At 71.7% G+C, this 14,353-nt stretch carries 12 protein-coding genes; 3 read left to right on the plus strand and 9 right to left on the minus strand.

What is annotated here, in order from left to right; translation table 11 throughout:
• Window positions 1-4: 4 nt before the first annotated feature.
• From AW273_RS02000 to AW273_RS02020, 5 genes are read right to left on the minus strand one after another with little or no spacing between them, the layout of a single operon-like run.
• Window positions 5-1,564: an acyl-CoA synthetase gene (locus AW273_RS02000; protein ID WP_369409022.1), complete on the minus strand. Its 1,560-nt coding sequence runs from the start codon at window positions 1,562-1,564 to the stop codon at window positions 5-7.
• Window positions 1,561-2,709 carry a thiolase family protein gene (locus AW273_RS02005; RefSeq protein ID WP_062344583.1) on the minus strand — a complete coding sequence of 383 codons (1,149 nt, stop codon included), beginning with the start codon at window positions 2,707-2,709 and terminating at the stop codon, window positions 1,561-1,563. The genes AW273_RS02000 and AW273_RS02005 overlap by 4 nt, the downstream gene beginning before the upstream one ends.
• Window positions 2,709-3,686 carry a thiolase family protein gene (locus AW273_RS02010; protein WP_062344585.1) on the minus strand — a complete coding sequence of 326 codons (978 nt, stop codon included), beginning with the start codon at window positions 3,684-3,686 and terminating at the stop codon, window positions 2,709-2,711. The genes AW273_RS02005 and AW273_RS02010 overlap by 1 nt, the downstream gene beginning before the upstream one ends.
• Window positions 3,686-4,594 (minus strand): Zn-ribbon domain-containing OB-fold protein, encoded by a 909-nt coding sequence (locus AW273_RS02015; protein WP_063909805.1) that lies wholly within the window; start codon window positions 4,592-4,594, stop codon window positions 3,686-3,688. Before AW273_RS02015 ends, AW273_RS02010 begins: the two co-directional genes overlap by 1 nt.
• A complete protein-coding gene (locus AW273_RS02020) occupies window positions 4,584-6,116 on the minus strand; it encodes an acyl-CoA synthetase (protein ID WP_062344587.1) in 1,533 nt (510 codons plus the stop codon). Before AW273_RS02020 ends, AW273_RS02015 begins: the two co-directional genes overlap by 11 nt.
• Window positions 6,117-6,174: 58 nt before the next feature.
• On the opposite strand from AW273_RS02020, the gene AW273_RS02025 reads away from it, so the two are divergent.
• Window positions 6,175-6,984: a crotonase/enoyl-CoA hydratase family protein gene (locus AW273_RS02025; RefSeq protein WP_232327019.1), complete on the plus strand. Its 810-nt coding sequence runs from the start codon at window positions 6,175-6,177 to the stop codon at window positions 6,982-6,984.
• Here AW273_RS02025 and AW273_RS02030 read toward each other — a convergent pair.
• From AW273_RS02030 to AW273_RS02040, 3 genes are all read right to left on the minus strand, one after another.
• Window positions 6,971-8,071, minus strand: coding sequence for an NAD(P)H-dependent flavin oxidoreductase (locus AW273_RS02030; protein ID WP_062344590.1), 1,101 nt, complete (start codon window positions 8,069-8,071; stop codon window positions 6,971-6,973). The genes AW273_RS02025 and AW273_RS02030 overlap by 14 nt on opposite strands.
• A 76-nt stretch (window positions 8,072-8,147) precedes the next feature.
• Window positions 8,148-10,295 (minus strand): acyl-CoA dehydrogenase family protein, encoded by a 2,148-nt coding sequence (locus AW273_RS02035; protein ID WP_062344592.1) that lies wholly within the window; start codon window positions 10,293-10,295, stop codon window positions 8,148-8,150.
• Between the two features lie 58 nt (window positions 10,296-10,353).
• Window positions 10,354-11,178, minus strand: coding sequence for a hypothetical protein (locus AW273_RS02040; RefSeq protein WP_062344594.1), 825 nt, complete (start codon window positions 11,176-11,178; stop codon window positions 10,354-10,356).
• 96 nt (window positions 11,179-11,274) lie between these two features.
• Here AW273_RS02040 and AW273_RS02045 point away from each other — a divergent pair, with 96 nt between their 5' ends.
• Window positions 11,275-12,360, plus strand: coding sequence for a S1C family serine protease (locus AW273_RS02045; protein WP_062344596.1), 1,086 nt, complete (start codon window positions 11,275-11,277; stop codon window positions 12,358-12,360).
• A gap of 55 nt (window positions 12,361-12,415) precedes the next feature.
• Complete coding sequence (locus AW273_RS02050) at window positions 12,416-13,438, plus strand: adenosine deaminase (protein WP_062344598.1); 1,023 nt, start codon at window positions 12,416-12,418, stop codon at window positions 13,436-13,438.
• A 38-nt stretch (window positions 13,439-13,476) separates the two neighbouring features.
• Here AW273_RS02050 and AW273_RS02055 read toward each other — a convergent pair whose 3' ends face one another.
• Complete coding sequence (locus tag AW273_RS02055) at window positions 13,477-14,346, minus strand: amidohydrolase family protein (RefSeq protein WP_062344600.1); 870 nt, start codon at window positions 14,344-14,346, stop codon at window positions 13,477-13,479.
• Window positions 14,347-14,353: the final 7 nt, after the last annotated feature.

Raw genomic sequence — 14,353 nt, forward strand, 5'->3', positions numbered from 1 at the left:
CCGCTCAGGTGAACTGTTCGCGGGCCCATCGGTAGTCGGCCTTGCCCGACGGTGAGCGCACCAGTTCGTCGACGAACGCATACTGCCGGGGCACCTTGTAGCCCGACAGGCGTTCGCGGCAGTGGGCGTCCAGGTCCGCGTCCGTGAGGTCCTTGGTGCGGGGTTCGACGACGGCGGCGACGCGGTGGCCCCAGCGGTCGTCGGGCAGGCCGGTCACCACCGCGTCGAAGACGCCCGGGTGGCCCTTCAGGACGGCCTCGACCTCTTCGGGGAAGACCTTCTCCCCACCGGTGTTGATGCACTGGGAGCCGCGGCCGTAGACGCGGATGGCGCCGTCCTCCTCCACGCGGGCGAGGTCGCCGGTGAGCAGCCACTTCACGCCGTCGGGGCCGGTCACGAAGGTCTCGGCGGTCTTGGCCGGGTCCTTGTAGTAGCCGTGGGCGATCCGGCCGGTCTTGGCCACGACGCCCATCTCGCCGGGGGCGACCGGGCGCAGCGCGCCGTCCAGGACGGCCATCGTCGCGTTCGGGTTGGGCTGGTATCTCAGGCCCGCCTCCGGCGACGACCCGGCGACCGCCGAGGCGGTGTAGCCCGACTCCGTCGAGCCGAAGCTGTCCATGATCATGACGTTCGGGAGCAGCGCCTGGAGGCGGTCGCGGACGGCGCCGGTCAGGATCGCGCCGGTCGAGCTGAGCACGAACAGCGACGACAGGTCGTAGTCGCCGGTCTCCAGCGCGTCGGCCAGTGGGACCGCCATCGCGTCGCCGGTGATCGTGATCGACACGACCTTCTCGCGCCCGATCGCGCGCAGCACCGCGTCGGCCTCGAAGCGCGGCACGAAGACCATCGTGGCGCCCATCCAGAACGCGATGAACGTGCCCATCTGGGCGGCGCCGTGCATGAGCGGGGCCGCCGCCATCATGGTGAGCGGCCCCGCGTTCCGGGCCTGCTCGATCACCCCTTCGGGTGCGGTGTGCGGGGGGCCGTAGGGGTTGCCGCCGCCGAAGGCCATGAACAGGTCCTCGTGCGTCCACAACACGCCTTTGGGCAGGCCGGTGGTCCCGCCGGTGTAGATGATGTAGAGGTCCGCGCCGTCGCGCGGGCCGAAGTCCCGTTCCGCTGAGCCCACGACCGCTGCCCGGTACGGCACCGCGTCCGCGATGGCCGAATCGCCCACCGCGATCAGGTGCCGCATCCGGCCGGTCCGGGCGGCGAGCACCCTCTCGTCGAACGACGCGTCGTAGAACAGGGCGACGATGTCCGAGTCGTCGTACAGGTAGCTCAGCTCCGCCGCGACGTAGCGGTAGTTGACGTTCACCGGCACCGCGCGGATCTTCAGGATCGCCAGCAGCGCGGTCACGTATTCGAGCCCGTTGTAGAGGTGGATGCCGACGTGCTCCCCGGGGGCGACGTGCCGGGCGAGGTGGTGGGCCAGCCGGGTCGCGGCGTCGTCGAGTTCGGCGTAGGTCGCCCGGTCGTCGCCGCAGACGACGGCGGTCCGGTCGCCGATCGCGTCGGCCAGGCCCTCGAAGAGGTCGGCGTGGTGGAAGTGCATCGGGCTCATGGCTTCTCCGCTCCGACGATCCACATGGCGAAGAACTGCGCGCCTCCGCCGTACGCGTGCCCGAGGGCCCTCCTGGCCCCCTCGACCTGGTGTTCGCCCGCCATGCCCCGGACCTGGAGCGCGGCCTCGGCGAAGCGGATGAGGCCGGAGGCGCCGATCGGGTTGCTCGACAACACGCCGCCGGAGGCGTTCCACGGGATGTCGCCGTCGAGCGCGGTGGCGCCCGCCTCGGTGAGCTTCCAGCCCTCGTTGACGCCGCAGAAGCCGAGGTTCTCCAGCCACATGGGCTCGTACCAGCTGAACGGCACGTAGACCTCGGCCACGTCGAGGTCGCGGCGGGGGTCGGTCACGCCGGCCTGGCGGTAGACGTCGGCGGCGCAGTCGATCCCGGCCTGCGGGCTGACCGTGTCGCGGCCGGCCCGGAAGATCGGCTCGGAGCGCATCGCGCCGCCGTGCACCCAGGCCGGGGTCCCGGTGACCGCCCGTTCCGACGACAACACGATCGCGCACGCGCCGTCGGACGACGGGCAGGTCTCCAGGTAGCGGATCGGCTCCCACAACATGGGCGTCGACTCGACCATGGCCCGGTCGATGCCGGGGATCCGCAGGTGCGCGTAGGGGTTCTTCACCGCGTTCAGCCGGTCTTTGACCGCGACGAGCGTGCCGATGTGGTCGGGGGCGCCCGACCGCCGCATGTACTCGCGGATGTGCGGGGCGAAGTAGCCGCCCGCACCCACGACCAGCGACGACGTGAACGGGAGATGGGTGGTCAGCGCCCACGTGGCGTTCGATTCGCTCTGTTTCTCGTACGCCACCACCAGCACCCGGTCGTGCACGCCGCCCTGGATGAGCGAGGCCCCGACCAGCGCCGTGGAGCCGCCGACGCTCCCGGCCGTGTGCACCCGCGTCATGGGCTTCCCGGCCGCGCCGAGGGCGTCGGCGAGGTAGGCCTCCGGCATCATGACGCCCTCGAACAGGTCGGGCGCCTTGCCGACGACGACCGCGTCGATGTCGGCGAAGGTGAGCCCGGCGTCCTCCAGGGCACGCAGCGCCGCCTCCCTGACCAGCCCCGCCATGGAGACGTCCCGGCGCCGGGTCGTGTAGTGGGTCTGGCCGACCCCGATGACCGCGCAACGATTGCCCATCACGACTCCCGGGACAGGACGGCGACGAGGTTGTGCTGCAGGCAGGGCCCGCTGGTGGCGTGGGCGACGGCCCGGTGGGCGGTGCCGTCCATGACCCTGGCCGCGGCCTCGCCGATGCGGATCAGCCCGGTCGCCATGACGGGGTTGGCGGCGAGCGGGCCGCCGGAGGGGTTGATCACCGTGTCGCCGGGGAGGCCGAGCGCCTCGGCGAGGATCGTCTCCTCGTGGGCGAACTGGACGTGCAGTTCGGCGACGTCGACAGGGCCCTCGCCGACCCCCGCCGCCGTCGCGGCAGCGGCGGCGGAGGCCGACCGGGCGAGATCCCGCATGCCCGGATAGTGGGGGTCTATGCGGTGCGCGATGCCGTTGATGTAGGCGAGGTTCGTGCGGTCCCGGAGGAGATCGCCCGCGACCAGCACGATCGCGGCGGCTCCGTCGGTGATCGGGGCGGTCTCCACGGGTTCGGGGAGCTTGAGCGCGTAGGGGTTGGTCTGGGCGGACTCCCAGCTCCGCCGGGCGATCGAAGCGGTGTCGCTTTTCACCGAAGCGCCCTGGAGGCCCGCGTAGGAGAGCTGGTCGAGGCCGAGCGGCGCCAGGTAGTAGGGGTCGAGCTGGAGGGTCATGATCTCGCGCAGGTCGCCCATCGACGACTTGCCGAAGCCGTAGACCAGGGCGGAGTCGACGTCGCCGTGTTGTAATCGCACCCACGCCTCGTACAGCGCGAAGGCGGCGTCCATCTCGACGTGGCTCTCCTGGATGGGCGGCCACGCGCCGAGCGCGTCGAGGGCCGACACGAACGAGAACGGCGCCCCGGCCAGATAGTCGCAGCTCCCCGAGCAGGTGAAGCCGAATTCGGTGAGGCCCGACTGTTCGCGTACCGCCCGGATGACCGGCAGGATCAACTCCGCCTCGGCGAGCCCGGTGTCGTGGTCGGTGTGCGTGGTCTGCGCGAACGCCGCGACGGCGACCGGTCTCATCACGCCTCCCGTTCCGGCGCGAACCACTTCACGGTCCCGCCCTCGAACACGGCCCGCACCCGCAGCCCCTCGGTGACCCGCTCCGGCGGGACCTCCGCGAGCAGCGCGATGATCGGGGTGTCGGCCCCGTCGAGCAGGATGTACGCCGACACGAACGGCACCTGCGGCGCCCTCGGATCGGGCAGGTTGTTGATCGCGAACGTGGTGACCGTGCCCGCCGGCCCGACCTCCAGTTCCTCCTCGATGACCGACCCGCACTGCGGGCACGAGAGCCGGTAGGGCACGTAGACGCCGTCACACGTCGGGCAGCGGCCCGCGAGGAAGACCTCGCGGGTCAGCGCGTCGAGGTAGCGGGCCAGGGCGGCGCCCGGCGTCACCGTGTACTCGGTCCGCACGTTCGCCACGATCGTGGTCACCTCGGGCACGAAACACTCGACGTCGGTGATCGAGCCGACCCGGTCGTGCCGCCAGCGCGGCCACACCCGCATGCCGGTCCGCATGGCCTTGACGGTCCCGGCGTCCACGGCGTGCACGAGCGAGGTGTGCGCGGCGTCGAGCCGGATCAGCGCCCACGCGAACGGCCGGTCGAGGGGGTGGTTCTTGCGCGGTTCCCCCACCCAGGTCCACTCGCGGACGGTCCCGGCCGGGCCGACCTCGACGAAGTCATGAGAGAGCACGGGGTCGCGGGCCGGGGCCGTCCGCTCGGGCGTCGTCAGCGTCGGCTCGCCGGTCGCCGGGTCGTACTCCAGCGGCGGCACCAGCACCTTCCCGGCCGCGGTGCGCACGCCGACGATCCGGCCCGCCCGCAACTCGGTGAGGAAGCGGCCGATCACCGGCCCGGTCGAGCGGGTGTAACCGCCGGGGAACTCCAGCACGTGGTTGATCTCGGGGTTCGGTTCAGATGGCACTGGCCCGGCCCTCCCAGTAAGGCGCCCGGAGTTTGCGTTTCAGCAGCTTGCCGTTGGGTTCGCGGGGCATCTCGGCGATGAAGTCGATGGTCTTGGGCCACTTCATCGTCGACAGCCGTCCCCGCAGCGAGTCGAGCAGTTCGGCGGCCAGCTCGGGGCCGGGGATCACCCCTTCCGCGGGCTCCACGACCGCCTTGATCTGCTCGCCCCAGTCGTCGTCGGGGATGCCGAACACCGCGACGTCGGCGACCTTCGGGTGGACGAGCAGCTCGTTCTCGATCTCGGCCGGGTAGATGTTCGCCCCGCCCGAGATGATCAGGTCGGCCTTGCGGTCGCACAGGAACAGGAACCCGTCGCCGTCGAGGTAGCCGATGTCGCCGACGGTGAAGAAGTCGCGCAGCCGGTTGGCCTGCGTCTTCTCGGGGTCGCCCTTGTACTCGAACGCGGCGGCCCCCATCTTCATGTAGACGGTCCCGGGGGTGCCCCGCGGGACCTCCTCCATGGCGTCGTCGACGATCAGGAGTTCGCTGATCGGCCAGGCCTTGCCGACCGTGCCGGGATGTTTCCGCCAGTCCTCCGGGGTCGCGAGGGTGCCGCCGCCCTCGGTGGCGGCGTAGTACTCGTAGACGACGTCGCCCCACCAGTCGAGCATCGCCGCCTTGACCGGCACCGGGCAGGGCGCGGCGGCGTGGATCATCCAGCGCAGCGACGACAGGTCGTAGCGCCCCCGCACCTCCTCCGGGAGCGACAACAACCGCTTGAAGTGCGTCGGGACCAGGTGGGAGTTGGTGATCCGGTGGCGCTCGCACAACCGCAGCGTCTCCTCGGCGTCCCACCGGTCCATCAGCACGAGCGTGTGGCCCATGTGCAGCGCGCTGCCGCCGAACTGGGTGACGGCGGTGTGGTAGGCGGGCGCGGTGACGAGGTGGGCGTTGGGCTGCCCGGGGGTGATGCCGAACAGCCTCAGCAGCGAGGTCATGAGCTCGGCCATGTCGTCGGGGTCGAGGCCGCTCAGCGCGCGCCGGACCCCTTTCGGGCGTCCGGTCGTGCCGGACGTGTAGTGCATCGTCGCCCCGGCGGTGCGATTCTCCGGCGGCGCGGCCGGTCCGGTGGGCGGGGGCGAGAAGCCCTCGATCTCCCCGAAGGCGAAACACCGCTCCGGCCCGAGCCCGGCCCTGCCGCGGGCCCCTTCGGCGGCGAACCTCTCGTCCACGAAGTAGGCCTTGGCCTCGCTGTCCGCGACGATGTACGCGATCTCCGGCCCCGTCAGGTGCCAGTTGACCGGCGTGTAGTACCACCCGGCCTGCAGCGCCGCCAGGTAGAGCACCAGCCCGTCGGCCCCGTTGGGCACCAGCCCGCAGATCCCGTCGCCGGGTTTCAGCCCGAGCTCGCGCAGCCCGTGCACCAGCCCGTTCGCGCGGGCCAGCAGGTCACCCGCCGTGTGCTCGGTGCCGTCGGGATCGACCGCGGCGATCCAGGTCGGGTCGGCCTGCGCGAGCCGCCAGAATCCGAGTGAACCCATGAGCGCTCCTTCCAACCAAGCGCTTGATCTCTGGAAGTCGGCGTCGGACAGTACGTACGTGGAACGCCTGCCGATCAGCACCCCGCACTGCCGGATCGACCGTGACGGTCACGTCGTGATCGTGACCATGGACCGCCAGGAGGCGCGCAACGCCCTCTCCACCGACATGCTCGTCGGGCTGGCGGAGGCCTGGACGTACATATCCGAACAAGAAGACGTCAGGGTCGGCATCCTGACCGGCGCGGGCGGCACGTTCTGCGCCGGCGCCGACCTGAAGGCCATGGCCAACCCGAGCGAGGACGAACACGTCCGGGCCCGGGCCGCCGAGATCCCCAACTACCACTGGCGCGGCCTGCTCCGCGAGGCCATGCCGACCAAACCGATCATCTGCGCCGTCGAGGGCCATGCCGTCGCGGGCGGCACCGAACTGCTGGTCGGCACCGACCTGCGGGTGGTCGCCGAGAGCGCGACCCTGGGCCTGTTCGAGGCCAGGCGCGCGCTGTTCCCGATGGGCGGCAGCGCGATCCGGCTGGCCCGCCAGATCCCCTACGCCTTCGCGATGGACCTGCTGCTCACCGGACGCCCGGTCGGCGCCCACGAGGCGCAGCGGATGGGCCTGGTCAACCAGGTCGTGCCCGACGGCCAGGCCCTCGCGCGAGCCAGGGAACTGGCCGACGACGTGGCCGCCAGCGGGCCGCTCGCGGTGCGGGCGATCCTGCGGGCCTACCGCGACACCGTCGGGCTGCCGGAGGAGGAGGCGCTGAAGATCTCCGACGCGCTCGGCTGGCCCGTCATCGGCAGCGAGGACGCCAAGGAGGGGGCCCGTGCCTTCCGGGACAAGCGGCCGGCCCGGTTCACCGGTCACTGATGGCCCGCAGCCGGTCCATGGCCTCGATGTAGCCCTCGACGAGGTCGAAGACCACCTGCCTGGCCGGTTTGACGTCGTTCATCGTGCCGATGATCTGACCGGCCGGGAAGGTGGCCAGTTCCTTCGCGTCCGACCGGCCGATGCGCCGCAGCGCGTCGCTGACCAGCATGAACTGGAGCGGCATCGGCAGCGTGCCGGGCGAGTCGGCGGCCTCCCACGCGTCGGTCCACTCGTTCTTGAGCAGCCGGGCGGGCTTGCCCGTCCACGACCGCGACCGGACGGTGTCGCGGGAGGTCGCCGCGAGGATCTTGTCGCGGGCCGCCACCGGGGTGTCGGCCTCCTCGACGGTCAGCCAGATCGAGCCCGTCCAGACCCCTTCGGCCCCGAGCGCGAGCCCGGCGGCGACCTGCCGCCCGTCGCCGATGCCTCCGGCGGCCAGCACCGGCACGTCGACCGCGTCGACGACCTGCGGGATCAGCACCATCGTGGAGATCTCGCCGGTGTGCCCGCCGGCCTCGGTGCCCTGGGCCACCACGATGTCGACCCCGACCTCGACCTGCTTGACGGCGTGCCGGGGCGTGGAGGCGAGGGCGGCCACCTTCACGCCCTTGGCGTGGGCCATCTCGACCACGTCGGCGGGCGGCGGCCCGAGGGCGTTGGCGAGCAGCGCTATCGGGTGCCTGAGGGCGACCTCGACCTGGGGACGGGCGGTGGCGTCGGTCCAGCCGAGCAGCACCCGCCCGGCCGCGCCGTCCGACTCGGCCACGCCGTGGCGGGCCAGCAGGTCGTCGACGAACTTCCGGTGACCGTCCGGGATCATCCCCTGGAGCCGCCCGACGAGTTCCTCGGGCGCGAAGTCGGCCCCCTCGTAGGAGGCGGGCATCACGACGTCGACGCCGTAGGGCTTGCCGTCGACGTGCTCGTCGATCCAGGCGAGCTCGGTCTCCAGCTCTTCGGGGGTGAAGTAGAGGGCGCCGAGGACGCCCATGCCCCCGGCCCGGCTGACCGCGGCGACCACGTCGCGGCAGTGACTGAACGCGAAGATCGGGAACTCAAGGCCGAACATGTCGGCCGCGCGGGTCCGCATGTCCCGACGCTACAACCGAACTGCAACCTGTTCCAGGCCTTGAATCAGGCCCGGAACAGGTTTAGGTAACACGTTCTTACTTGCCCGGCTCCGGGTCGCGGGGCAGGCCCAGCATGCGCTCGCCGATGATGTTGAGCTGCACCTCCGTGGTGCCGCCGTAGATCGTCATGGCCCGGGTGGCGAGGATCGCCCGGTTCCAGTAGCCGGCGTCGCCCAGTTTCCAGTCTGCCGCCGTCACGGCGGCCGGGCCGATCAGGTTCACCGCGCACTCGGAGACGTGCTGCGCGTGCGAGGTCGACAGCAGCTTGCGCACCGACGCGTCGGCGCCCGGCTCGGTCCCGGCGAGCTGCTTCAACGTGACCCGTAGCGACAGGGCGTTGATCGAGTGGCCCTCGCAGACGACCTCGGCGAGCTCCTGCCGCTCGACCGGCGTCAACTCCCGGCCGAGCCGCCCGGCCAGGCCCAGCAGGTCGGGCACCGACGACCCGGTCCCGCCCGACCCCGACGACAACGACACCCGCTCGTTCGAGAGCGTGTTGCGGGCCACCTTCCAGCCCTGGTTCACCGCGCCGACCACGAGCTCGTCGGGCACGAACGCGTCGTCGAAGAAGACCTCGTTGAACAGGTTCTCGCCGGTCATCTCGGTCAGTGGCCGGACCGTGACGCCCTCGGCCTTCATGTCGACGATGAAGTAGGTGATCCCGTCGTGCTTGGAGCCCTCGCTGGACGTGCGGGCGATGCAGATGCCCCACTCGGCGACGTGCGCGACGCTGGTCCAGATCTTCTGCCCGTTGAGCCGCCAGCCGCCCTCGACCCGCTCGGCCTTCATCTGGACGTTGGCCAGGTCGGAGCCCGCCCCGGGCTCGGAGAACAACTGGCACCAGACGAGCTCCCCGCTGAGGGTGCGGGGCAGGAAACGCTGCTGCTGCTCCTCGGTGCCGTACACGGCGATCGACGGCACCACCCACGCGCCGATGATCATCTGCGGGAGCTTCAACCCGGCCGCCTTGATCTCCTGCTGGATCAGCACCTGCTCCAGCGGCGGCGCGGCGCGTCCCCACGGCGCGGGCAGGTGGGGCATCACGAACCCGGCGGCGGCCAGCGCCCGCTTCTGCTCGACCCCCTCCAGCGGGACGATCTCCGCGAGCTCACCGCGGATGCGCTCGCGCAGCGGCTCGGCGTCTTCGGGCAGGTCGAGCCGCATCTCCCGGCTCACCCCCGAAAGGCTCAGCGCGGCGACCCGCTCCTTCCAGTCGGCCGACGAACCCGTGAGAGCCCGGATGGTGAGGGCGCGGCGGAAATAGAGGTGGGCGTCGTGCTCGTAGGTGTAGCCGATGCCGCCGAAGGTCTGGATGGCGTCCTTGGCGCACTGCACGGCCGCGTCGGGGGCGACCACCCCGGCGATGGCCGCGGCGTAGTCGCGCTCGTCGCCGGTGGCGCGGGTGGCGTCCCAGACGGTCGCGCGGGCCTGCTCCAGCACGACCAGCATGCGCGAGAGCTTGTGCTTGATGCCCTGGAACTGGCCGATCGGACGGCCGAACTGCACCCGGACCTTCGCGTAGTCGGCGGCGGCGGCCACACACCAGGAGGCCACCCCGACGGCGTCGGCGCCCAGCAGCACGGCGGCCAGGTGACGCACGGCCGCCGTGGTCAGGCCGTCGAGCACCCGCGCTTCGACATCGGACAGTTCGACCCGCGCGACGCCCCGGGTGAGGTCGAGCGCCGGGATCGGGGTCACGGTCGCGGCCGAGGCCTCGACGACCACCCACGTGTCCCCGGCCGGGAGCACCAGGATGTCGGCCTCGGCGGCGCCGAGCACCTGTTCGGCCACCCCGGAGACCCGCCCCGTGCCGGTGAGGTTCGCGTCGAGGGCGAGCGCACCGGTCAGCGACCCGTCGGCCAGGCCCGCCAACACATCGCCGAAGGCCTTGCTGTCGGACGCGTGGATCGCGGCACTCGCCAGCACGCTGGGCACGTAGGGGCCGGGCGCGATCTTCTCGGCCAGCGCCTCGACCGCCACGGCGGCCTCCAGCAGGCCGTATCCGGAGCCTCCGACCTCCTCGGGCAGGTGCAGGCCGAGCAGGCCCTGGTCGGCCAGGCCGGACCAGAACGCGGGCCGTCCGGTCGACTCGGCCCGGACGATCTGCGGCGTGACGTGCCGCCCAGCCCAGCCCGCCACCGATTCGCGCAGCGCTTCGTGCTCTTCGCTCAGCCCGATCGCCATCTGACCCCTCCACACTCGGCAATGTGGACAGAATCATATTCTAGAAGAAGCTTCGAGGCTACCGGGGGCGAAGCGTCTCAACCAGGACGTTCAGGTCTTTGCGCAGCTCGTTTCGCGAATCGGGCACCGAGGCGAAGAGCATCGCGGGCTTCCCCTCGGTCTTCATGAGCACCACGACCGCCTCGGCCGTCCGGCGCCTGCCCCCGGTCTCCCAGGCCACGCGGTAGCCGAGCAGCCAGCCGGTGCCGTGGCGGGTGCGCTGGGAGGCGGTCCACTGGAACGTGGCCTCGCCGGGCTGGAAGCGGGCGACCGTCCAGCGGGCCGCCCTGGCGGTCAGGGCACGCCACTGGGCCGGGGTCTTCGGGGTGCCGGGGTCGGCGCCGGGGATCGGGGCGGAGGCGATGACGGCCTGGCCCGCCCGCTGGCGGAACTGGAAGGGGGCGGGTTCGACCCGCTTCCACGGGGCGGCGAAGGCGGCGTACACGATCCCCGAGCGCCGGTCGTCGACGAGGCCGGCGGTGGGCGTGCCGGCTCCCGGATAGGTCGCGAGGACCTTGCGGACCGGGGGCGCGGGCAGCGTGAGCGGGGTGCGGGTGGGCGCCGGGGCCGTGGGCGCCGAGTCGGCGGCGGGCAGCACCGCCACCTCGCGGACCGGCTCGTCGGAGGAGAACGCGGAGAAGGCGAAGACCACCGCGGCGACCGTGACGAGCGTGGCGAAGACCGTCCACAGGACCCGCGCCCGGTTGCCGGAGGAGGGCGGCGGCGGAGTGGGAGCGGGGGCCGCCTCGGCTTCGGCGGGAGGGCGGTAGACGGGGATCGGGGTGGTTGGCGCGTCGTAGGAGCGTGCCGACGGCCGGGCAGGGGTGCCGAGTTCGTCCGCCATGACGGCAGATTACGTCAGAATTCATGATCGAAGCCGGACGATGGCACGCTCCAACGGTGCTGGCATCCGGTGATCCACCTGGGTAGACAGGTGCGCATGGAATTCTCGCCGGTCATCACCCGGATCGCCGTTCTCGCCTGCCTCGCGGCGGCGGCAGGCTGCGCAAACTCCTCGCCCGGCACGGCGACGGCGACCCCGTCCGCGGCTCCCGCGTCGACCGCCCCGGGCGCGCCGGTGACGCCGGGCCAGCAGGCCCTGAGCCTGGAGTCGCTGTACGAGGACGTGATCCACCGCGTGCTCCCGTCGATCGTGCAGATCACCACCGGGAACGCCCTCGGCTCCGGCATCGTGTTCGACGACCAGGGGCACGTCGTGACCAACGCCCACGTGGTGGGCGACGCCCGTAACTTCCAGGTCACCGTCCCGACCGGCGGCGCGGCCCGCGAGGCCACGCTCGTGAGCTCGTTCCCGGCGGGCGACCTGGCCGTCATCAAGGTCACCGACCCGCGCGGCCTGACCCCGGCGGTCTTCGGCGACTCGACCAAGCTCCGGGTGGGCCAGATCGTGCTCGCCATGGGCAACCCGCTGGGCTTCTCCGGCACGGTCACCTCGGGCATCGTGTCGGCCCTCGGCCGGACGGTCTCCGGCCCCCGCGAGGGCGGCGTGCCGGGCGCCACCATCACCAACGCCGTGCAGACCTCGGCCCCGATCAACCCGGGCAACAGCGGCGGCGCCCTGGTCGACCTGCACGGCCAGGTGATCGGCATCCCGACCCTGGGCGCCACCAACCCGCAGGAGGGCCCCGCCGACGGCATCGGCTTCGCCATCCCGAGCGCGACGGCCACCGACATCACACGGCAGATCGTCCAGAACGGCCGGGTGGTCAACAGCCGGCGGGCGGCCCTGGGCGTGCAGGTGGGGACGGCCATCGGCCGGGACGGAGAGCCGATGGGCGTGCAGGTGGGCGCGGTGACCAGGAACGGCCCGAGCCAGCAGGCCGGGATCCGGACCGGCGACGTCATCATCAGCGTGAACGGCAAGGCCACCGAGGACACCGCGACCCTGAGCGAGGTGCTGGCGACGCTGAAGCCCGGCCAGAAGGTGCCGGTCGTGGTGCAGCGCGCAGACGGCACCCAGACGACCGTGCAGGTGACGCTGGGCGAACTTCCCAGCGGAAGCTGACATTTCCATGTAAGAAGTTGGATGTTCGGTCGGGCCGGTTGTTACGGTCGGCCACGTGACATCAGATCTCGACTCCTTCATCGCCGGCCTGCCCAAAGCTGAGCTGCACGTCCACCACGTCGGCTCCGCCTCCCCCCGGGTGGTGGCCGAGCTCGCCGCCCGCCACGAGGGCAGCACCCCCGTGCCCGCCGACCCCGAGCGGCTGGCCGAGTTCTTCACCTTCCGCGACTTCGCCCACTTCATCGAGGTGTACGTCTCGGTCCTCAATCTGATCCGCGACCCCGAGGACCTGTGGCAGCTCTTCTACGGGGTCGGCGGTGACCTGGCGGCGCAGAACGCCCGTTACGTCGAGCTGACCGTCACGCCGTACACCCACCTGATCAACGGGTTCGCCCCGGAGCAGTTCTGCGAGATCATCGAGGACGCCCGCGCCCGGGTGCTGCGCGACCACGGCCTGACCTTCAAGTGGATCTTCGACATCCCCGGCGAGCTGGGCATCCCGGCGGCCGAGAGCACCCTGCGCGTCGCCCTCGACCAGCGCCCCGACGGCCTGATCGGCTTCGGCCTCGGCGGCCCGGAGATCGGCGTGCCGAGGAAGCAGTTCGCCCCCTACTTCGACGCGGCCCGCGCCGAGGGCCTCCACTCGCTCCCGCACGCCGGGGAGACCACCGGCCCCGAGACCGTGTGGGAGGCGCTGCGCGACCTGAAGGCCGAGCGCGTCGGGCACGGCATCGGCAGCGCCGGCGACCCCGCGCTGCTGGAGCACCTGGCGGAGAACCGGATCGTGCTGGAGGTCTGCCCGACGTCCAACGTCTGCACCCGCGCCGTCGCCTCGCTGGAGGAGCACCCGCTGCCCGAGCTGGTGAAGGCCGGCGTGCTCGTCACGATCAACAGCGACGACCCGCCCATGTTCGGCACCTCACTCAACCGGGAGTACGCCGTCGCCGCCCAGTTGCTGGGCCTCGACCGCGCGGGAATCGCCGAACTGGCCGGGAACGCGGTCCGGGCGTCGTTCATGGCCGAGGCCGAAAAGCGCACCCTGCTTTCCGAAATCGCGGACTACGCCGGTCTTCAATGATCAGGGGTCCAGGCTGACCGCAGCCGCGAGCACGGCGCCTACGGCGCCGTCGGCCGCAAGATCTGAATCCCGTTGCCGTGGAGCACGGCCCGGAGCCAGTCGTCACCGAGGTCCAGCCGGACCAGCGCGCCCACCGCCTCCGCGTAGGAGTAGGGGATGTTGGGGAAGTCGCTCCCGAACAGGATGCGGTCTCGGTAGTCGAGCAGGCGTGACCGTTCCGACGCCGGAAACGGCCATGCCTTCTCGGTGAACTCCGTGAACGCCATGGTCGTGTCGAGGCCGACCCCCGGGAACCGCCCGGCCAGATCGAGGAACACGCCGTATTCGGGCAGCCCCATGTGGGCCACGACGATCTTCAGCCGGGGATGTCTCTCCAGCACGCCGGTGATCGGCCCCGGCCCCGTGAACCGCCCCGGCGCCGGCCCCGACCCGCAGTGGGTGACCACCGGCACCCCCGCGTCGGCGATCATCCCCCAGACCTCGTCGAGCAGCGGGTCGCGGGGGTCGTAGTCGCCGACCTGCAGATGGGCCTTGAACACCCGGGCGCCGCGCCCAAGAGCCTCGTGTACGTAGCCACCGGCCGACTCCTCGGGGAAGAACGTCGCCGTGAGGGCGCAGCCGGGGGTGGCGGCGGCGAACTCCCGAGCCCACGCGTTCAGCCAGGCCGCCATGCCGGGCTTGTGGGGGTAGATCATCGAGGTGAAGGCGACCACCCCGAACCCCCGCAGCCGCTTCACGTGGTCGTCAGGGTCGTTCCCGTGGGCGATCGGCCACGGGAACCCGAGACGGGCCTCGGCGCCGGCGAAATAGGCCTGCACCTTGTCGAGCACCCGCTGCGGCATGAAGTGGGTGTGCACGTCGACGATGCCCGGCAGCCCCAGCCCGCGCCAGACCTCCTCCACCGACATGCCGGCC

Origin of the sequence: Herbidospora yilanensis, from assembly GCF_001570565.1 — a bacterium.
Classification (GTDB): domain Bacteria; phylum Actinomycetota; class Actinomycetes; order Streptosporangiales; family Streptosporangiaceae; genus Herbidospora; species Herbidospora yilanensis.